Source organism: Emticicia sp. TH156, assembly GCF_002855535.1.
GTDB lineage: Bacteria > Bacteroidota > Bacteroidia > Cytophagales > Spirosomataceae > Emticicia > Emticicia fluvialis.
The window spans coordinates 78864-100402 of the sequence record NZ_PKRS01000013.1 but is presented as its reverse complement, the minus strand read 5'-3'; the positions used below and the strand labels follow the sequence as shown (position 1 = coordinate 100402).

Genomic DNA, 21539 nt, shown 5'->3' with positions numbered 1-21539 from the left:
GTTCTTAATGATTTTTGCTTGTGTTGTCATTGATTTAATCTTTAATGTTAAGTTACTAAATAAATCGTAACTGTCAGATTAAATCGTGACTATTTCAGAGTATATAAATGAGCAAATTTTGAGTTTTGTCTTAAACGTAAATACTTGGACAGAATAATTAATTTAGTTTTCCCATTTAGGGTCAATTTTTACCCCTATTAATTGAAGGAATTTTCTAGGGGAGATATAGCCTAACCCACCATGAATTCTTTGGAAGTTATAAAATTTCTTCCATCTGGCCATAGTTTGTTTAAAATCTTCTAAATTTTCGAAATCAAATCTCTGGCAGACAGCACTTTCCATAATTGAGTGGTAAGCCTCAATGTGTGCATTTTGCTCGGGTGTTGCAGGCTTTGTAAATTCCTGGATTACGCCCTTTTGCCTTAAATAGTCTTGTACAATGGTCGCTTCAAATTGTGATCCGTTATCGTTTCTGACGATGAATTGTTGAGGCATTGGATAAGTTTCAAAAACCTGTTCGAACAACCTGATTACATCTTCGGATTTAATAGAATTTGCAATGTATTGTCCCAATTGCCACCTTGAATAGACATCTAAAATAGTCAATACTTGTGCATTAGAACGTGTCCCCTGAATATAAACGTATTTGATGTCAAATTCTAAAAAACTAAATTCACTTTGAACGCTTGGAACGAGTTCTTTGACCCAATTTCTATTAACTTTTTTGAGTTTATTACGCTGAAACTTTAATAAATTATGGGTCTTCATAAGCGTATAGGTTCTATAAGCACCAATCTTTAAGCCCTTCTCCTGATTTAAATAACGATAGGTTTTATAGTAACCATAATCAACAAATTCCTCTTCTAAGAGTGTTTTAACTTCTTCTAAAACATACTCCAAATCGTGTCGATTGTCATTTACATCATAAACAAATCTGGAGGCTTTTTTGCCCGATTTTTACCCGTGGAGGTATAATAATAGCTACTTCTTGGCAGTCCAACATGCTTTAATACCAGATTTTTAGGCTTCCCTTGTTCCAAAAACTCATCAACAACCATGATTTTCACTTCTTTATTGATTGACTTTTTTTTAATAAAGAATCTTTAATCTGAATAGCTAACTCTTTCTCGGCCACAATCCTTTTCAGTGCTTCATTCTCACGACGTAATAACTTCAGTTCTCGCTCAGAGTCGGTCATTGCTCCCGATTGCAAACCATTTTTGCCCAGTTGTTCAAACTTCTGCTTCCAACTGTAGATACTCACTGTTGAAACTCCAAATTCTCTTGATGTTTCACTGACACCATGCTGGATAGAATGAAGTACTATTTTCTCCTTCTCTGATGATGACCATGTTTTTCGATGTTTTGACATACACAAATCTAATTAATTGTTAACTTAGTTTTGTGTCCAAGTTTTTATCGACCTATTACGATCTTATTAATAAGGATTTAATTTCCCAGTGATTTGTTTCGTAAAAAGAGTACATAAATATTTCTGATTTTAAAAGCATTAGCTAATTCAAACATTGAAATATATTGACACTTAAGAATCAGCAATTATGTTACATGCTCTATTTCATATGAAAATAAATAGTGGAAATCTCAGACTTAAAAAGGTTTAAAGATATTTTTGTTGAAAAACTAAATGCCATTTCATGATTAAAATGTGAAATTATCCCCACTCAACAAAATTAGAATCTATAAGCAAACGATTTCAAACGATTTTTAAGTCATCCAAAAAAACCAAAATAGGTATCAAAGGTTCGATTGTAACCCCGTTTAGCCCGCTAAGCGGGGGAATTGAAAAATTCTCCCGCTTTTTTTTTTGATAATCCAACAAGCCTTTCTCTCTCATTATTAGGCAGTTATGAGATAATAAATCAATCATTGTCGGGGTTCGATACATGCCCTCCTGATAGTTGAGTTTTTGATCGAACACCATATTTATCAGCTCCTGTTTTTGCAACGCATTGGTCTTGTTAAAAACAAATTCCAGGTCAGTTAGCTTCTCTAAATTGTTTCTAAAATTCTGTACGTCTTGCTTTGGTCACTGCTTAAGTGTTCAATGGATGCTTTCAAGGAGAGTCTATTGTTATTAATTGAAGAGAACCACCTTTCGTAAGTGTCATGGCTGATTTTATTGATAATCCATTTTTCTTCAATGGCAAGCAATTTCGAATCTTCGGCTTCAAGTTTCCTTTGTTTTTCAAATAGTAGTTGTTTATCTGAAGCTGTTTTGGTTTCAAAAATGCGGAGTGCATTTTTTTGAATAACTCTTATCATGTTATCTGGCAAACTCATGAGTCCAAAAACTTGTCAGAGTTGGTCATGCGCCTTTATGACGCTCAAATTAAGATGATTGGTTCGGTTACACTTATAATAGCATTAGTAATTACCTAATTTTCCCCGTGAAGGTGCTCCTGTTAAAAGCTTGCCAGAAAAGCATTTTAAAACCCCTCTTAAAGGTATTTTCTCAACAATAACCACTCTTTACTTTTCGGATTTTCTAAGTTTATGCTGGACCATTTCCCATGTACTAAGATCAATAATCAGTTCATGCTGTGCAAGGAATAGGCCACCGGGATAATCTTTGAAAGCATCTACATGCTGCAACCCTGCATATAACGCATAGCTTAAAATACGCTGAATGGCTACATTTCCTGAACGCCTGAATCCTTTTTCTTTGGCTTGTTCAGCAATAAGATAAATGGGCACTCCTTTTAAGTAAGCACTGTAAATAAATCTGACTACAATCGCTTCAGATTCATTAACAACGAGTTTCCTTTCTTTACGTTCACCAACCTTAAAATAGCCGTAAGGTGGGTTTTTAAAAATATACCGACCTTCCTTTGCTTTAGCGGTATAAATACCTTCACGTACTTTAATACTTCTGTTAATATTATCTTCTTCTGCCAAAAGCAGCTGTAACCCAGCCCTGAAGAAACTGCCTGGGGGTATCATAATCGAAGGTTATTCCTTCAGTTACACTTACAATCTGAATGTTATAAGTTTTTTGCAACTTTTTTACATAACCCATCGCTTCGCTTGCATTACGGCTAAAGCTATCCAGTTGGTCAACAATGAGATAGTCGACTTTTTTATGATGTTTCGCAATAAACTCCTGTAATTTTATAAAGTCTGGTCTGTCAAAAGTTTTGACACTATAGCCCCGATCTATGAATGTATCTACCAGGTCTACCTCATTGTTTCTAAGCCATTGACTGGTATATAATTCCTGTCTTTCAATGGAGCCGTTACTTTGCTTTCTGTCGCTGAAACGCAGATATCTGATGGCTTTCTTCATATCTTTCCCTAATTGAAATATTGACAATAATTTCCGCTATCAAATTTAACAATTTGGCTTCAATAACGGGAAAAACAGGGTCTCCAATTACTGTATTTTTCAAACCGAAGCGAGGTTTTTTCTTTTCCACTTTTTCCATCTCACACCTCCTGATTTTAGACAATAAAAGCCCTTGCGGGCTTTCATTAATTGTTTGTATTAATCTGATTATTTACTTTCGAAAAAATAGATTTTACTGCCTTTGTTCTTATTGAAAGAAGGCTTATAACGAATATAACCAAAATCACTTAAATCTCTTACACATTTCAGATAAGTTGCCGGGTATGTCTTAACTGCAATTAATTTGACCCTATAAATGGTTTAAAAATTTTGTAAATTCTCTTTGAGGGTGTAATTTTTCATATCAACATTCCTATGGAGCAAATATTTATAAGGGCTTTTAAATCCTAATCCTACATGAATTCTTTTAAAGTTATAAAACTCTCTGAAACGGTTCATAAAATCTTTTGCATTCTCTAAATTTTCAAATTCAATTCTCTGGCAAACAGCACTTTTCAGTATTGAATGATACGACTCAATATGTGCATTTTGTTGTGGAGTTGCGGGTAGAGTAAACTCTTGGACTACTCCTTTAGTTCTCATGTATTGCTGAACGATATCAGCCTCAAATTGGCTACCATTGTCATTTTTTTACAATAAAATATTTAGGCATTTGATAATTCTGAAAGATTTCCTCAAACAGAGCAATTACATCGTTGGCTTTAATAGACCAGTTGATATAATGCCCCAAATTCCATCTGCTATAAACATCCAGAACCGTTAGCACTTGTACATTAGCTCTTTTGCCAGCCACATAGATATACTTAATATCAAATTCCAAGAACGAAAATTCAGTTACAGGATTAGGTACCAAATCTTTCACCCAATTTCGTTTGCCTCTGACTTTACCTGTTCTTTGATATTTTAACAAGCCATTGGCTTTCATTAGTTCATAAACACTACAAGAACCAATTTTATAGCCTAACTCCTGAGTAAGATAGATGTAGGTTTTATAATAACGAATCGTCGAACCGTCCATAATCTACAAATTCCCCTGAAAGCAGTGTTTCAATCTCCTGCTTTATCTTTTGAATGTTATTTCTGCTTCCATCAGAATTGGCTATAAAAGCACTTGGTCTTTTGCCTGGTTTGGTTCCTTTAGAAATATAGTAGTAGGTACTACAAGCCAACCCCTCTAGCTTTAACAGACAACTTAATGGAAAACCTGCTTCCTGAAAATCCTCTACCACCATCATTTCCTCTATTTTCGTTGCCGGCTTTTTTTAATAAAGAATCCTTTACACGAAGGGCTAAATCTTTTTCAGCCACCTTTGCCTTTAACTCCCGATTCCCCCTGTGAAGTTGTTGAAGTTCTCTTTCAAGTGAGGTCCTGGCGCCTTTTTTTAAACCTTCTGGGCCTTGTTCTGAATACACCTTCTCCCAATTAAGGATGCTTACTGTACTTACTTCAAATTCTCGTGAAGTCTTCGTAAGTCCATGTGTCTTCTTGTAATCCAGAATCTCCAGTTTCTCTTCCGGAGTCCATTTCTTCCGATGTTTTGTCATAGTACACAAAGTTAAGTAGTTAACTTATTTTTGTGTCCAATTTTTAATTACGCTACTACCTTTCCTTCATGCAACTTATCTCCAAGGGTCAAGAACCACTTTTACGCAGCCATCCTGTTTGTTCTGAAATATATCATAGGCATGGGCTATTTCTGTCAGTGGCAGTCTATGCGTAATAATGTCGTCAAGCTTCACTCTGTTTTCTTCTACATAGCTTAACAGCAAATCAATGTATTTTTGAGCAGGTGCCTGTCCGCCTTTAAGTACGATACCTTTATCAAAAAACTGTCCGATTGGAAAATTATCATAGATGGTCGGGTATACGCCCAGAACAGAAACTGTTCCACCCCGGCGGACAGCGCTCATGCAGGCCTCCAATACTTTTACAGACCCTTTCTCGAAATTGACGGTTGCTTTCAGCTTGTCAATCAGGCTGCGATCCGGTTCAAAGCCTACGGCATCTATACAAAGGTCGGCACCGCGCCCGCCAGTCATGGCACGTATCTGCTCTACAACTCCCTTTGGACCGTCTTCCCAAAGAATAATGTCACAGCCGGTAGTTTCCTGCGCTTTGTCGAGGCGATATTGTAAGGTATCAACTACCACAACTCTGGCGGCGTTGTGCAGCCAGGCGCTTTTAGCAGCCATAAGACCCACAGGGCCAGACCCATAGATGGCCACAGTTTCACCTCCTTTCAGTTCTCCCCAGTCGACACCAGTATAACCTGTGGGGAATATATCGGTCAGAAACAGTACTTGTTCGTCAGTTAAATTGTTGGGAACTACCCTCGGGCCGAAATTAGCGTAGGGTACTCTTACATATTGAGCCTGGCCGCCGTCGTACCCTCCATATAAATCTGTATAACCAAATAAGGCACCGCCTTTTTCGGTCGCCAGTCCTCCCTCGGGGCCATAATTTTCAGGATTACTGTTCTCGCAATGCACTGGTAAATGATGTTCGCAAAAGAAACAATGCCCACAGGCTATAGGAAAAGGCACAACTACCCTGTCGCCTCTTTTAAGTTTTGTTACGCCTTTGCCTGTTTCTTCCACAATACCCATGAACTCGTGCCCTAAAACCATAGGTCTGGGCTGGGGGATACCTCCCGAATAGATGTGCAAGTCTGAACCGCAAATGGCGGTAGCTGTTACTTTCAGAATAATATCATCCTGATTTTGGATTGTCGGGTCTTCCACGTTATCACAGGTAATTTTTCCTGCGCCATGTATCACTGCTGCTTTCATAAATTGTTTGATTTGAGATAATTAATTATTCAGAGTCCTTTTCAACAGGCTTCTGTTGATTGTACATTTTTTCGGCTACGATTTCATCAGGCATCAGATTACTCATGGCCACCTGAATTTTATTTTTGAGACCTGAAATGACCATGTCATCGCCATCCAACAGAGCCTTATATCCGTCAAGAGCCACATCAGCCGGGTCCGACAGCTTACCAGGGTCTTGTATCACCTTTGACTCCAACATATTTGCCTTCCGGAAGAAATCTGTAGCTGTCGCGCCGGGTAACAGAGAGGTTATAACAACGCCCGATTCTTTTACTTCTGCTCTGATTGCTTCTGTGAATGAATGAACGAAAGCTTTTGTGCCGTGATAAACCGATTGAAACGGCCCGGGAACCTTGCTGGCTATGGAGGCAAGATTAAGGATTTTGCCGTTTTTGCGTCCTACCATGTCTATCAGGAATAATTTGGTAAGTGTTACGAGACTTATGATGTTCAGTTCGATAATATCAATTTCGCGTTCAAGGTCGGTATTGATAAACTCGCCGTATTGTCCTTGTCCGGCATCATTGATAAGAATGTCTATTTCAATCCCCTGCGATTTGACGAAATCATATACTTCAAAAGCCGCCTTTCTTTTGAACAGATCTTTCGCCAGCGGAATTACCTGTATCTGATAGGCCGAACTCAACGAGCGTACGGCTTCATCAAGCTTTTTGTGGCTACGGGCAACAATTATCAGATTGTGCCCGTCTTTAGCCAGCAGTCTGGCTAATTCGTATCCTATCCCACTTGTACCACCTGTAATAAGTGCATACGGCTGTTGATGTTTTTTAGACATGATATTTATTTGATAGATGTATATCTTTCTATGAAAAAAGCAGCCCACAAAGCAAATCGGCAATAGGCAGCGAAGTAAAATAGACAACTGAGGGCCGACGGGAAATAAAAAGGACTAAAATTTGACAGATAGGGCAGATTTAACTCAATATGGACGTAAAAAAACCGATTTATAAAGCATTTGTGATTTTTTTACAGGTTATCTGTAAGAGTACATCAGTTCAAACTTAAAATATTTAAAACAATGTAAAATCAAAAAGACGACCGCAAAAAAGATGATGATAAAGACTCATCTAACAAACATGCTGGTAACAAAAACAGTCCGCATCAAGGACAGCAGAGCAGTGGAAAACACATGGAGCAATTGGGTAGTCATCGAAGCAGCCAGCAGGGCGATGACAAAAAAACCAGCAAGCAGAGTCAGTGATTGACTCCGGTAAATATTAATTTGCTAATCAAGAGACCAACTCAAAATGGATTGATGCGGTTTCTTTTGTTTACAGCAATGTGATAGGCAATCTGTGTTTTTGGGATTGATTAAATTGTCAGGAGCTTTATTAGGAAGATTTTGAGAAGATAAGCCGTTTCAGGCTGTTTTATGCATTTCTTAAATAATTTATATAGGAAAATCATTCGATTAACACAACAAAACTCACGGCATTTTAACACTCTGTCTTTAATGAAATCACTCCACTAAATAAACAAATGAATCTGTCTCAAAAGGGCAGCTATATTTGTTTTACGAGGAGATTAAAAACTCTACCTATTGCCAGTACTCCCGAGTAAGTAAGAAAGAGATTCTGTTGGATTTAAAAGCAAATGCCCGGTCAAGTCTTTTGGTAAAGACTGGTGTTTATGTCACGCACATTCAAGAATTTGTACATCTATCTTGGCCAGTCAATTACTCTGTGAATGGCTTTGTCTAGTGGAGCCCAGCGTTCGGGTTCTCCATCCATACTTATGACTACACTTGGGGTTCTGGTGGCAGAGGCAATATGAGATACCCCCGTGCAATTGCTGATAAGTATGCTTGCATTCTTTATTAGCAATCCTATGGTTCCTAAGCTCGTTTTACCGGTCATATCAATCGGTTGGTTCTTCATAAAATAGATAACCTGTTGCGTAATGGGCGATTCTTCTTTTGTTCCGGTAATAACCACCTCATAACCATGTTCGGCGCAGTAATCCGCAACCAAAGCAAAATAAGGTGTTGGCCATTGTCGCCATTCGCCTCTCGACCCTGCGTGCACGCAAACATATTTTTCCGGCAGAAGCGGCAGTATCTTGTTTTCCCATTCTGCCATATCAGCCGCATAAACCGGAAATTCCAGGCCTTTTCCATGTAGGGGTATCTCAAGGTGTTGCATTAACGCCAAATGCCTGTCAATTTCTGAGATGCCCTCAGGATACTTTACAAATAAATCTGAATTGACGGTGCTTTCATCGCAATGAAAACCCGATACAAGCGGCAACGACATGGCTTGCAACATCTCGTTTACGATGGTTCCCTTCCCTTGCATCTGTAGCACCAGATCAAATCTTTTTTCTTTCATCAACTGCATAAATGTTGCCCACTTGTCCTGGTCAAAAGCTTGTTCCGGTAAGCCTTCATAACCCGGGAAATGCACAAACTTATCAATATACATTGAAAACCGGTCGACAAAAGCGGCTGCCCAGGGTAAACCCAGCAATGTGATTTCTGCCGCAGGATACGCATGTCGTAAGGCTCTGAAAGCCGGAACAGAACACAGTAAATCGCCCAATTGCAAGGCTCTCAGAATAGCAATTTTTTTTACATTAGCCGGATGGATTTTCATAAGTAAAAAACTTTATAGCGTATAGCTCCTCGTAAAGTCCAGTAAACTGACAGATATGGTATCAGAGCAGAGGTTATCAGCATTTCTGCTATATGTGAAAACGACAAATTGGTTTTCTGTAAACGACGGACAACAAAGCTAAGAAATAATGAAAACCAGATAGCAAAAGCTATTAACCCAATAATGGGTTGATTTGCCAGAAACGCCGTAACAGAAACAATACTGCTAATAATAATGGTGTAGTAAACCCAGTTTGTTTGGTTATTGCTAAAGAATGCCGGATATTTTTTATGCAGAAGCACATCATAAATGCTTTTGCTTTGTTCTTTCAGACTGATTCCCCAATGGGCTTTTCTGACAGGATGGGTAACTACGGCTTCCTGAATCTTGATAATAGGAATATCGGCTGAATGGAAGGCATATTCCAATGCCGAATCCTCCCGCCAGGCAATGGGGAAGTCTTCATCAAATCCACCAACAACCTGCAGCGCATTTTTGGTGCAAGCGCAATTGGCAGTTATAAAATCTGCTTTTTCCAGCAGCGAAACATTCTTTTCATAGTCAGTAGGAGAAACCGGAATGGGTACCCTTGTGCAGCCACTCATACCTATTTCAGGCTCCGGGTGCAGGCAATAAACACGCCAGTATTCATTTAACCATTCGGGTGAAGGGATACAATCATCGTCGGTGAAAACAATGAGTTGACCCAATGCCTGTTTCCAGCCGTAATTCCGTGCTGTGGCAGGGCCACTTCGTTGTTTCAAAGAATAATACTGAAGTTTTTCAAACCGGTTTATAAACGCTTGTATTACATTAGCTGTTGGGTCATCCGGTCCGTCACAGACAATGATTACCTCAAAATACCCCCCTGAAAAAGTTTGCATGGCCAAAGCTTCCAGACAACGGCTCAACAGTTCAGGACGTTTATAAGTTGGTATTACAACCGATATGCTTATTGGATTCGTCATTTTTCTAAAAGAAAAGAATTAATTACTAAGGCATCAAAAGGAGAAGTCCAGAAGCACTCAATGGCATCGCGCGGGGTGCACACAATTGGCTCTCCGCGGGTGTTAAAAGATGTATTAACCAACACAGGCACACCGGTAATATTTTTAAACTCATGCAGTAAATCATAGTAGAGCGGATGCTGGTTGCGGTTAATGGTCTGGATACGGGCTGTTCCATCTACATGCCTCACGGCCGGAATTTTATCAGCCTTATCTTCTTTTACCGGATACACAAACAGCATAAATGGTGAGAAAGAGGCGGTATCGAACCATTCGCCTGCTTCTTCTTCCAACACTACCGGTGCTACTGGTCTGAAATCTTCCCGGTCCTTAATGTCGTTCAGTTTTGCCTGCATCTCTGCTTCAATCGGCGACGCTAATATAGAGCGACTCCCCAAAGCTCTCGGCCCGAATTCCATTCGCCCCTGATACCAGCCTATAATCTTGTTCTGAGCCAGTATGTTAGCTGCATCTCGGGCTACATTATCCAGTTTTTTGTAAGGCACTTTCGACCATTTCAAAAAGGCTTCTACCTCGTCGTCGGTGTACGATGGTCCCCAATACACATGGTTCATTTCTCTTACATACCGATCGGTTTCATCTGCGTTGCTATACGCTACATCAACCCACAGAGCTGCCCCCAGGGCAGTACCGGCATCGCCTGCCGCAGGCTGTACCCACACCTGTTTAAACGGGCTATTGTCTTTAATAACTGAGTTCAGTACACAATTGAGCGCTACTCCCCCTGCTAAACACAGATTGTCAGTTTGTGTGTGCCTATGCAACCAGTTTACCAGAAACAACACGCTTGTTTCCAGCGCCTTCTGTAAAGAGTGGGCTATATCAAAGTGTAATCCCGTAAACGGATCATCTTTTTTTCGATGCGGCCCCCACCACTCTTCCGGATTGAAGTCATCAATCTGATAAGACCCGTCTTCAGATAAATGAATGGCCGACATAAACTTATCCATAAAGATGGGATTGCCGTAGGAAGCCAGAGCCATCACTTTGTATTCGTCTGATGAATGAAGAAAACCCAGATAAGTAGTTATTTTTTCGTACAACATTCCTAATGAGTGAGGCATGCACACAACGCCCAGTTCGGTCATGCGGTTGCCCTCGCCAAGATAATAACTGGTAGAAACTTTTTCTCCGCGACCATCCAGAATCATAATAGCAGCCTTCTGAAAAGGCGAAGGATAATAAGCGCTGGCCGCGTGAGCTACGTGATGCGCTACATAGTGCCATTTTTTTTGAATGTCACTCGCACCTATAAAACGCTTTTGCAGATGATGCGGATATCCATCCTGCAATTGCAGGGCCGCCAGCTCAATATAAGTCTGGAACAGTTCGTCCCAGTCATGATAAATAGACGCGCCTGCTGCGCTATCATCCGATTTTTTCAGAAGCTCCGGATCAAACGAGTAAGCAAAGTTCTCAATATCATTCAAGTGGATATCAGTGGTTTTTAAACAATAATCAATGGCATGGTAAGGGATTTCGTAGGCTGAGAAAGGGAGCGGCCTTTTGCCATGCTTAATGTGCGTAAAACGTTCTTCTTCTGCAGCGGCAATTATTTGTCCGTCCTTTATTAATACTGCGGCCGAATCGTGAAATGCAGCGTTTATGCCTAATGTATACATATTGATTTCAGTTAATTAAAGACATTGGGGTATTGAATAGGAGAAACGATTGTGCCAGCGCGGAAGTGAGAAAGACGAATGGTATGCGCAGATTATCGATAAGCGGATTAATCTGAATGAAACAGCCCCGAATTGATGATTTTCTTTCATATCACCGTCTGCAAAAATTTCCGGCATTTTGGTGTGCCAATAAAAACATGTAGAAATAGATGCGCTTAAATCTGACGACACTTTGCGCAAGTTTTTCCTCCCGATGTTAAAATTCGCTTAATGCTCTTTCTTTTGTTCAATACTTTATTTGTTTTTTTCAAATCAACCACTTCTATCCCATGGACTTTACATGCTGGTATCGTTTTTTTGCAAGATTGAGGGCATGTTAAAGAACATTCGTTTATATGAATAATTTTATACAAGAGTCCAGACTAAAAATATTTACCTGGCATGTACACGGGAGCTATCTCTATTATCTGTCGCAGGGCAATTATGATATTTACATTCCTGTCAATAACGAGAAGTCAGAAGGATACTATGGCAGAGGTGAAACCTTTCCGTTTGGGGCAAATGTAATTGAAGTATCCGCCCAGAATGTAAAAGACATTGCGTTTGATTGTATTCTGTTTCAATCTGAAAAAAACTATGTAAAAGATCAGTTTGAAGTATTATCGGAACTCCAAAGACAATTGCCCAGAGTATATGTTGAGCACAATACACCGGAGGGGCATCCGACTAATACCAGACATATTGTGAACGACCCAGATGTTATAGTTGTACACGTAACGCACTTCAATAAACTGATGTGGTATAACGCTACGCCCCATGTGCGGGTTATTGAACACGGCATTACCGATTCGCAGGTAGAATATAAAGGGCATATTGCCAAAGGAATTGTTGTGATTAATCATATAGAGCAGAGAGGGCGTATTGCCGGATGGGACACATTTGATGAAGTGAGAAAAAGTGTTCCGATTGACCTGATTGGTATGGGCACCAAAGAATCAGATGGTTTAGGTGAGGTGCTGCATCCAGACCTGCCTATATTCCTCAGTCATTACCGTTTCTTTTTTAATCCTATCAGGTATACCAGTTTTGGTCTGGCCGTTTGCGAGGCCATGATGATAGGTATGCCCATTGTAGCTTTAGCAACTACAGAGTATCCGAGTATTATAAAAAACGGAGAATCGGGGTTCATCAATACCAATATTGATATCCTGATTGAGCGTATGCAGTTACTATTAACTGACCGCTTGCTGGCGAAATCGCTGGGGACAGAGGCACAAACAATTGCTAAAAACAGATTCAACATCAATCGCTTCACTAATGAATGGTATGAGGTCTTTCAATACGCCATCCATTTAAACACAGCTTATCATGAATAGGAAAATTGCGTTTATAAGCGAACATGCTTCGCCTTTGGCTGTTTTGGGCGGCGTTGATAGCGGCGGGCAGAATGTATACGTGGCTGAACTCTGTAAGAAACTGGCCTCAAATGGATTTGAGGTTGACATTTATACACGTAAAGATACTAAAGAGATACCCACGACAGTTCACTGGATGGATGGTATAAGGGTTATTCATATTAAGGCCGGAGCCGAATCTTTTGTGCCGAAAGAAAAACTGCTTGATCACATGGGTGCTTTTACCGAAAACATGATAGCATATATCAGGAACAATCAGGTTAGTTACGAAATTGTTCACGCCAATTTCTTTATGTCGGCATTGGTGGCCTATCATTTAAAGCAACGTTTACAGATTCCATATGTGGTAACGTTTCATGCACTGGGCAAAATAAGACAATTACATCAGAAAGAAAAGGATGGTTTTCCTGCTGCGAGAATCCCGATAGAGCAACTGATTGTGCGAGATGCCGACCAGATTATTGCCGAATGTCCGCAGGACCAGGAAGACCTCGTTAATCATTATAACGCCAATCCTTCAAGAATTACCATTATACCTTGTGGTTTTAGTGAGGAAGAGTTTTACCCAATGGATAAGATACTGGCACGCGAGGCGCTCAACCTGCCTGTAAAAGAAAAAATATTACTACAACTCGGTAGAATGGTACCCCGAAAAGGCATAGATAACGTTATCAGGGCATTGGGCCGGTTAAAGCAATCTACAAAAGTGAAACTGGTAGTGGTAGGTGGTAATGCCGATATGCCAGACCCAGATAAAGATTCTGAACTGAGAAGACTACAAGCCATAGCAAAAGAAGAGCAGGTAGCAGATTCGGTAATTTTTGCGGGTCGCAAAAACCGGGATATGCTCAAGTACTTTTATAACGCGGCCGATTTCTTTATATCCACACCCTGGTATGAGCCCTTTGGTATTACTCCCCTGGAATCTATGGCTTGTGGTACGCCTGTTATCGGGTCAAATGTAGGCGGTATTAAATACAGTGTGGTTGATGGTAAAACGGGTTTTCTGGTACCACCCAATAATCCTGATATGTTAGCCAGAAAGATACAGTTTGGATTGGAGAATGAGGATTCTTATAATTACCTGAGCAGGAACTCGTTATCCAGAGTTAATAAGATTTTCACCTGGGACTGTGTTGCACAGCAAATGCAGCAGTTGTATGAAAAGGTAATCTGTTCAAATTATAAAGTGCAGCCTTCTTTCAACAGAAGACCATCACTGACTTCCATTCCGGTGATGGGCGTGCACCCCGGTTTTAAGGAACCGTCATTTCAGCAAATAAACCGGAATTTATATGAATAAGGCCGTTTTTTTTGATAAAGATGGAACACTAATTAAAGATGTACCTTATAATATAAATCCTGAACTTGTTCAATTGGAATATGGCGCTATTGAGGCCCTGGTGCACTTACAGCAAAGTGGCTATTTACTGATTATTATTTCTAATCAGTCGGGTATCGCGCTAGGTTTTTTTTCTGAGCATAAGTTTATAAAGTTAAAAGAATATCTGCTTCAATTATTCGAAATTAATGGAGTGCCTTTAAGTGGGTTTTACTATTGTCCTCACCATCCTGAAGGTATATGTGATGATTATAGAAAAGCCTGTGATTGCCGGAAACCGGCTTCGGGACTTCTGCTAAGAGCAGCCTGGGAGCTAGATATAGATTTAGCCAGTTCATGGATGGTTGGAGATATACTCCACGATATTGAAGCGGGTACTCTGGCCGGTTGCAAAACCATATTAATTAATAACGGCAACGAAACCGAATGGAATTTATCAACCGTTCGGATACCTACTTATATAGCAACCCATTTATTAGAGGCATCAGATTATATACTTAAGTCCGGCTAAAACCTTATGAAAGAATGGCAGAAATGTAGAAATATTTTATGCATCCGTGCTGATAACATGGGCGACCTGATCATGACTACCCCTGCCTTTCGTGCCTTGAAGGAAACATTTAATTGTAGACTTACGGTTCTTACTTCTCTGGCTGGGAGCCTGATTATTGATTGTATACCTGAAATAGATGAGGTCATAATCAGTAATCTGCCTTGGGTGAAGTGTGTCAATCCATTGACAGACATACAGCTGCAAAGCCTGATTAAAGAAATCAGGGAGAAAGAATTTGACGGTGTCATTATTTTTACTGTATACAGCCAGAGTGCTTTGCCAGCTGCTTTGTTCAGCTTATTGGCAGGCATCCCCAGGCGTCTTGCCTATGGCCGCGAGAATCCCTACGAGTTACTGACCGACTGGCTTCCTGACAAGGAACCTTATAGTTATATACAGCATCAGGTGCAGAGAGACATTAATCTGGTGAAGAGTATTGGGGCTTATGCATTTAAAGAAGAACTTTCGCTTCAATATTCAACAAGAGGACAGACTTCTGCATTAAAGAAATTGGAAAAACTGGGAATCAATACTGCTAAACCCTGGTTGGTTTTTCATCCGGGAGTATCAGAAGAACGAAGGAGTTATCCATTTTTGTACTGGATAAAAATAGGCCAACTACTTGCACATGCTGATTTACCTATACTTTTTACGGGGTCGTCTGTCGAAATAGAGATGACAGATGCTTTAAGTGAGCATGCGGGCGCACATACCTACTCGGTAGCAGGATTATTTACCATAGAGGAATTTGTTGCATTGATTGCCGTTGCCAAAGCGGTTGTCTCGGTTAATACAAGCACTATCCATATTGCTGCAGCTACCCAGACGCCATCGGTGGTTTTATATGCTTTAACTAACCCACAGCACACACCGTGGCAGTCGCCCCATACATTACTTACATATTCGGTGAAAGAAATTATACAGAGTAAAAACGAGGTGGTGCGGTATGTTTCTGAACATAATCTGCAAAAGAATTTGCCCTATCCTTCTCCAGAGAAAGTAGTCAATGCCTTGAGAGAAATTCTTGACAGGCCTAATTAAAAATCATCGTTTATAGAATATATATCCAGGCAATTCATTGTCAGGTACGTATTTTATGCTAAGATTATTCAAAAATGTTAATAATAGTATTAGGAGTATTAGGGATTTGATTGGAATCTTACTCGGTCTGAAACGAATAAAAAGTTGATTATCAGTGCTGCTTAATTTATGAAGTAGTCTGCAGCACTCTTTATTTTATTTTCAGCAAAGTATAATAAGATTGCCACAGCAGGATTTAATATCTTTATCACCTTCTCATTTGATTAGAAAAGCACATCAATATTGAATAAATTATTCCCTAAAGTATGAAGTCGGCGTATAAAGGCTTAAGATGAAAAGTTGTGGGTGATGTTTGTTCTTAATATACGACTGAGATTGTGAACACCAAATAAATAATAAATGTCATAAAAGTCCGCAAAGATTTTCCCACCAGTCGGGTATTAATGGCAGCCCGACGTTTCATGAGCGTCCGTCCCCAATTATCAGGCATAGAGTCAAGAAACACACCGAAATTTTCTATCCAATTCATCGTCAGAAGCCAGTTTTAAGAAATCATCCTGTAATCCAAATACCCGTAGTACATTAAAGTAAGCACCGAGTGAAACACTAGAATTTCCTTTTTCAATATGATACAAGGTAGGATTAATGTCTGCCCTTTCAGATACCTGAGTGGTGGTCAGATTCTGACGCTTACGTGCCAGCTTGATATTTTCTCCCACTTCCTCCATAATCTGAAGAAATCTGGGAAGTAAAACTTGCTTTTTTGATTGCACTGATTTTTTAGTGTTTATTATCTTCAAAGTATAATGTATTTGTAAATAATAAACAACATTCAGGCCTGATTGAATTCATCAAGAAAGATCAACAACGGTATTAAGAGTTCGATTGCGACCCCGTCCAGATCGCAAGTTAAAAGCCTAATAATCAGTAGATTATTAGGCTTTGTTGTTTTGATACATGACATTAATCTTTCGACTTTATTCATAAAGATATTGATGACTAAAACGAATCAAACCTAAAAAGTTGCGGGGCGGATATGTAATTTAAACTTTCGCATTTTAAGATAACAGAAGATACAAGAGAGTTATTAAGGCATTTTGAAGCTACTAACGCCAACGATTATAGTTGAGAATCTTACGTTTACATCCTGCAAGACTACAGCCAAAGTTTTATTAACCTATAGGTACAGCAGAAATTCGGGTAAAAAAACAATCTTTTAACGTGGGTAATAACCTGCCCCGGGTAGGTACGCGAAGGTAGATTAAATTGTAAAACTCAGTCTTAATAATTTGAGTTCTTATCCTTTCAGCCGCTCATCAAACTTGTTCTTCATTAATCCGTAAGTATCAGCTATATCCGGTGCGCATACTTAACTACAAATATGCCTTCAATTTATCTCAACCATTCGTTTTTGGGTTTTAGTAAGGCATACTTCCCTCCGCCAGTGAAAAATAAGGCCATCCCAGAAAGCATAAACACCAATGCCAGTTCGCCGTCGAGACCTCCGGTTTCACCGATGGTGAAAGTGGCGGCTCCATGGGCAAAAATAAGTACAAAGAGCATGACCAGAGCCATAAGTAATCCTGAAAGGCGGGTAAACAGGCCAAAAATGAGTAATATTGGGGCAACAAACTCTCCAAGTGGTATCCCTAACCAAAGCAACTCGGGTAAACCCTTTTCGGCCAGCATCTCTCGTACAAAGTCATGTCCATGCCTTATTTTTGCAATACCATGAAATAGCATAAGCCCTCCTGCTGCCATACGAATGAGCAATAAACCCAGATCATTGTTCAGATTTTTAATAGAATTTACCATAATATAGGTTGTTTAATATTCTTTATTGTAAAAAAAATATGCGGATTCAATAGTATAATACTTAAATCTGACAAGACTATTTGCTATCATGGTTGACTGGGCAATTGTATTTTCTTTATCAACAAAACAATTTTTGAGGATAGTTATTCTTACCAGTTACCAGATTCAATTCTGATGTAAATATAGGCTGGTTCTGTTCGACATCTGCGAGAAACTAACTCAACAGCAGAAAATCGCCACTAAAGTGCCTTTGGAGCCTTCTGAAATGAATGCCTTTGTTCGACGTTATAGAGATGAATCCCCTTAATTACACTCTCTTTACTGGCTTTAAAGCAAACAAAAGCACAAGTGGTAGAAACCAGCGCATTGATTGCGGAAATTATAGCAAGCACACTGGCACAAGAAAATGTGCAGGATCTATGTGGTCTTCCAAATTGTATTCTTTAGTATATTTTTCAGCTTTAACAATTAAAGGCTGCATCTTTTCTTAATCTGCGTTTTACATTTTTTCTCCTTCTTACCCAGTCTGACAAACAAAGTTGGTCATCGTTATTGTTGTGCTTCTCATTTATTTTTCCTTTCCCTGTTGCCATTCATTTCTTTTGAAAGTCAGATTTAACACAACTATCTAATAATGGGTCTATCGGGCATTTACCTGGCACGGATTGTACTTAATGTTTTCTGCAAACACATAAAGCCGGGCGCAATACTAAGCTGATAGGCAGAGAGAATCAGTCACCATTCCAGGTAATGATACGCATCAAAGAAACAGACTGTGTGAGAATTATTATACAACAGAACAATAAGAAAACTACTATGCAACAACCCAAAGCTAACTTAGCTACAAACAATAGACATCGGTTGAACTTAACCATTCATTTGGTTCTGATTTTTATTACGTCTTTTAGCTGGGCACAGAAACATACGATTGTTTCAGGCACCGTCATTGACGGACAAACCAAAGAAGTAGTTCCTTTCGCCTCCATCAGTATTTTAAGTGCACCTGATAAAGGTACTGCTGCAGATGCCAATGGCTATTTTACATTGACTACAACCTTAGATTCCGGTACCTTACTGGTTACGGCAACAGGATATGCCCGACTGAAGTATCCTTTTAGGCGCGACTCCACTCGGAATCTGGTCATCACGCTGTCTCCTGAAGCAGTCGTCCTTAATGAAGTAGTGATAAGTGTGAAGAAACCCAAATACCGGAACCGAAATAACCCCGCAGTTGAATTTATCAGAGAAGTTATCGCTTATAAAGACTCAAATAATGCAAAGAAGCTGGAGAATTACTCATTGAAACACTATGAAAAACTAATCTTATCTTTTAGTGTTAAAAAGGACTCAAATAGCAAGAATCCGTTTTTGCTGCGGAAATATCCTTTTCTTATGACACAAGTTGATTCAACCAGACAAAAGGGACGTACCTTAATACCTATTTATCTGGCAGAGAAATCAGAGGTGCATCACAAGGTTAAGGGCCAATCAATGAAGCCCATCGTTACCGGTACGCGACAGTCTCGTATTGATCAGTACCTTGATGAGGATGGCCTTGATGAATTCATGGATAAAATATATGGTGAGCCAGATATCTATAATCACGATATCGCATTGGGCAACAGGCGAATCCTCAGCCCTGTAGCAGAAACGGCTACTTTGTTTTATGAATATTACCTGCGTGATACCATCAAAACTTCTAAACCCTGGCAACTGCTAGTAATGGTTAGCCCTAAAAATAAGGAAGATGCTTTGTTTAATGGTTATCTGTCTGTGACACTCGATGGGCATTATGCTGTTACTAAGGCGGACCTGACAGTGGGCAGTAAAGCCAATATTAACTGGTTAGATGATATCTCTGTTACAATGCAGTATAAGAAAGATGCAGACCGGAAATATTATCTTCAGAAAAGTACCATGTCGTTAAATATGGGAATTGTGAAGAATGGCATGGAACTTTTTGGGGAGAAAACGTATATGATATACGATTTTGTTCCTGGTGCACTGTCGATTGACGATGTGACGACTACAAATTTTTCAGAAGTGCGTACTGGTACACCAAACTACGGTAAGGTAGAACGGCCTGTACCTTTATCGGTTAATGAAGTAGCCGCACTGCAGAATGTTGACAGTTTAAAAGCCTCACATTCGTTTCGCCAATCAATGGCTTTCGGTGCATTCCTGCTATCTGGCTATGCAAACGCTGGCCCTGTAGAGGTAGGGCCGGTTACCAGCTTTTATAGCTTTAATCCTATCGAAGGATCACGTCTCAAGTTTGGTGGCAGAACGACAGATGCCTTCAGCAGGAGAATAGTGCTTGATGGTTACCTGGGCTATGGCGTACGCGATCGTTTTACTAAATACCGTCTCGGCGCCACGCTTTCCCTTACCAAACGTTCCATTTATGAATTTCCGGTGCGGTCCATTTCTGCTGTCTATACTTCTGATATTCAGATTCCCGGCCAGGAATTGGCTTTTTCTTCCAGCGACAATTTTCTGTTATCCTTTAGAAGAGGCAATAACAACAAGATATGGAATAGTGAAAAATGGCAGTTCGAACATCTCTACGAAACCAACGCGCATTTATCATTTAAACTGGGTATCCGTCAGGAAAACCTGATAGGAGGAGGCGCTTTAAGGTTTGAATTGAATGAATCAGGCCGCCCCGGTTCTGAACAAAACCTTCAAACATCAGAAGTGTACAGCGAGGTGAGATGGGCTCCGCATGAGACCTTTTTTCAGGGTAAGCGTTATCGCAGACCAATTGATAAAGGTTATCCGGTTTTTACCCTTAATTCAGCCATAGGTATTAAGGGCTTTGCCGGAGGGCAGTTCAACTATAATCGGATAGGTTTTCAGGTCAGAAAGAGATTCTTCCTTTCTCAACTTGGTAATCTTGATGTAGCAACCGAAGCTGGAGCCGTTTTTGGAAAATTGCCCTATCCACTGCTGATTATTCACCGGGCCAATCAAACCTACGCTTACCAGATGGCCTCATACAACCTCATGAATTTTCTTGAGTTTATCAGCGATCGTTACGTAGGGATAAACGCGCAACATTATTTCAATGGTTTCATTCTTAATAAAGTCCCTTTGGTAAAAAAGTTAAAACTACGCGAAATAGTGACAGTTAAAGCACTTTGGGGAACATTATCCGAAAGGAATAACCCAGACCGTACTCAGGGGCTGTTTAAAATGCCAGTGGCACAAGACGGTTCTTTACTCAGCCATCAACTTGGATTAACCCCCTACGTAGAGGGTAGTTTCGGCATTTCCAATATTTTTAAGGTGCTGAGGGTAGATGTTGTACGCCGTTTTACTTATCTGCATCACAAAGGTGCGCCACTGTGGGGTATCAGGCTAAAAGTGAATGTGGATTTTTAAAAGATTCTCTAAATGCTTCGTATATCTAAAAGGGTTAGCGAAGGTTGCCAGTATGCAAACGCTGGTAGCCTTCGCTAAATTTATGGCCAGGCTTACCTTTGCAGAGCCATCTGGTAATCATTGCCATCTTTTGCACATTACGGATATCAAAATACAGTGTTCAATCTACCATTTTTGGGCCAATTTTCTGCGCTCTACATAGGTTTTAAGTATTCAGCAAAAAAATAATCTCTGATATTACCAACCAGAAGCTTCATCCGTTGATCAGTAGGGTATAGACAGGTTCTGTCAAAAGGATGGTCATCGTTCACTTATAATAAATTAAATTTGATGACTAGCAGCCTGTTCAACCTATCAGACAGCCAGCAGGTCGTATATCTACACACCAGATATACGACCTGCTGATATCAATGACATATATCCTAACCCCATTCGGGTATCTCAGGTTTTTAAAATCAGATTATCTGGTATTTACTGCTTCTGGCGCACGCCGGCTAATTTGTAATTACCGCCATTTTTGTTTAAACATAC

20 protein-coding genes are annotated in these 21539 nt (G+C 39.9%); 5 read left to right on the top strand and 15 right to left on the bottom strand.

Annotated elements, in window-relative coordinates; all coding sequences use genetic code 11:
- Window positions 1–162 precede the first annotated feature (162 nt).
- From C0V77_RS21020 to C0V77_RS20960, 13 genes are all read right to left on the bottom strand, one after another.
- Window positions 163–900: a DDE-type integrase/transposase/recombinase gene (locus tag C0V77_RS21020; protein WP_101728357.1), complete on the bottom strand. Its 738-nt coding sequence runs from the start codon at window positions 898–900 to the stop codon at window positions 163–165.
- 163 nt (window positions 901–1063) lie between these two features.
- Complete coding sequence (locus C0V77_RS21015) at window positions 1064–1372, bottom strand: transposase (protein ID WP_101728356.1); 309 nt, start codon at window positions 1370–1372, stop codon at window positions 1064–1066.
- 638 nt (window positions 1373–2010) lie between these two features.
- Window positions 2011–2301 (bottom strand): hypothetical protein, encoded by a 291-nt coding sequence (locus tag C0V77_RS21005; RefSeq protein ID WP_143706152.1) that lies wholly within the window; start codon window positions 2299–2301, stop codon window positions 2011–2013.
- 189 nt (window positions 2302–2490) lie between these two features.
- Entirely contained in the window at window positions 2491–2916 is a 426-nt protein-coding gene (locus C0V77_RS21000) for a recombinase family protein (protein ID WP_158237984.1), read from the bottom strand.
- Window positions 2900–3304, bottom strand: a complete 405-nt coding sequence (locus C0V77_RS20995) for a recombinase family protein (RefSeq protein WP_101728352.1) — start codon at window positions 3302–3304, stop codon at window positions 2900–2902. Before C0V77_RS20995 ends, C0V77_RS21000 begins: the two co-directional genes overlap by 17 nt.
- A gap of 360 nt (window positions 3305–3664) precedes the next feature.
- Window positions 3665–3946, bottom strand: a complete 282-nt coding sequence (locus tag C0V77_RS23440; protein ID WP_229236342.1) for an integrase core domain-containing protein — start codon at window positions 3944–3946, stop codon at window positions 3665–3667.
- A 40-nt stretch (window positions 3947–3986) separates the two neighbouring features.
- Window positions 3987–4382 (bottom strand): hypothetical protein, encoded by a 396-nt coding sequence (locus C0V77_RS23435; protein ID WP_229236341.1) that lies wholly within the window; start codon window positions 4380–4382, stop codon window positions 3987–3989.
- Between the two features lie 140 nt (window positions 4383–4522).
- Window positions 4523–4909 carry a transposase gene (locus C0V77_RS20985; RefSeq protein WP_216824459.1) on the bottom strand — a complete coding sequence of 129 codons (387 nt, stop codon included), beginning with the start codon at window positions 4907–4909 and terminating at the stop codon, window positions 4523–4525.
- Window positions 4910–4984: 75 nt separating this feature from the next.
- On the bottom strand, window positions 4985–6154 hold the full coding sequence (locus C0V77_RS20980; protein WP_101728351.1) for a zinc-dependent alcohol dehydrogenase: 1170 nt from the start codon (window positions 6152–6154) through the stop codon (window positions 4985–4987).
- Between the two features lie 25 nt (window positions 6155–6179).
- Window positions 6180–6992 (bottom strand): SDR family oxidoreductase, encoded by an 813-nt coding sequence (locus C0V77_RS20975; protein ID WP_101728350.1) that lies wholly within the window; start codon window positions 6990–6992, stop codon window positions 6180–6182.
- Window positions 6993–7875: 883 nt separating this feature from the next.
- A complete protein-coding gene (locus C0V77_RS20970) occupies window positions 7876–8808 on the bottom strand; it encodes a glycosyltransferase family 9 protein (RefSeq protein WP_101728349.1) in 933 nt (310 codons plus the stop codon).
- Window positions 8805–9776 (bottom strand): glycosyltransferase family 2 protein, encoded by a 972-nt coding sequence (locus tag C0V77_RS20965; RefSeq protein ID WP_101728348.1) that lies wholly within the window; start codon window positions 9774–9776, stop codon window positions 8805–8807. Before C0V77_RS20965 ends, C0V77_RS20970 begins: the two co-directional genes overlap by 4 nt.
- Window positions 9773–11458, bottom strand: a complete 1686-nt coding sequence (locus C0V77_RS20960) for a carbamoyltransferase C-terminal domain-containing protein (protein WP_101728347.1) — start codon at window positions 11456–11458, stop codon at window positions 9773–9775. The genes C0V77_RS20965 and C0V77_RS20960 overlap by 4 nt, the downstream gene beginning before the upstream one ends.
- A gap of 395 nt (window positions 11459–11853) precedes the next feature.
- Here C0V77_RS20960 and C0V77_RS20955 point away from each other — a divergent pair, with 395 nt between their 5' ends.
- From C0V77_RS20955 to C0V77_RS20940, 4 genes are read left to right on the top strand one after another with little or no spacing between them, the layout of a single operon-like run.
- Window positions 11854–12834 (top strand): glycosyltransferase, encoded by a 981-nt coding sequence (locus C0V77_RS20955; protein ID WP_101728346.1) that lies wholly within the window; start codon window positions 11854–11856, stop codon window positions 12832–12834.
- Complete coding sequence (locus C0V77_RS20950) at window positions 12827–14176, top strand: glycosyltransferase family 1 protein (protein ID WP_101728345.1); 1350 nt, start codon at window positions 12827–12829, stop codon at window positions 14174–14176. Before C0V77_RS20955 ends, C0V77_RS20950 begins: the two co-directional genes overlap by 8 nt.
- On the top strand, window positions 14169–14726 hold the full coding sequence (locus C0V77_RS20945; protein ID WP_101728344.1) for an HAD-IIIA family hydrolase: 558 nt from the start codon (window positions 14169–14171) through the stop codon (window positions 14724–14726). The genes C0V77_RS20950 and C0V77_RS20945 overlap by 8 nt, the downstream gene beginning before the upstream one ends.
- Window positions 14727–14732: 6 nt before the next feature.
- Complete coding sequence (locus C0V77_RS20940; protein ID WP_101728343.1) at window positions 14733–15809, top strand: glycosyltransferase family 9 protein; 1077 nt, start codon at window positions 14733–14735, stop codon at window positions 15807–15809.
- Window positions 15810–16303: 494 nt separating this feature from the next.
- On the opposite strand, the gene C0V77_RS20935 is transcribed toward C0V77_RS20940, so the two are convergent.
- Together C0V77_RS20935 and C0V77_RS20930 are read right to left on the bottom strand one after the other, a co-directional pair.
- Window positions 16304–16609, bottom strand: coding sequence for a helix-turn-helix domain-containing protein (locus C0V77_RS20935; protein ID WP_229236340.1), 306 nt, complete (start codon window positions 16607–16609; stop codon window positions 16304–16306).
- 592 nt (window positions 16610–17201) lie between these two features.
- The gene (locus tag C0V77_RS20930) at window positions 17202–17624 is read right to left on the bottom strand and encodes a DoxX family protein (RefSeq protein WP_101728342.1); all 423 of its coding nucleotides are present in this window, start codon (window positions 17622–17624) and stop codon (window positions 17202–17204) included.
- Window positions 17625–18374: 750 nt separating this feature from the next.
- Here C0V77_RS20930 and C0V77_RS20925 point away from each other — a divergent pair.
- Window positions 18375–21008 (top strand): DUF5686 and carboxypeptidase-like regulatory domain-containing protein, encoded by a 2634-nt coding sequence (locus tag C0V77_RS20925; protein WP_101728341.1) that lies wholly within the window; start codon window positions 18375–18377, stop codon window positions 21006–21008.
- Window positions 21009–21539: the final 531 nt, after the last annotated feature.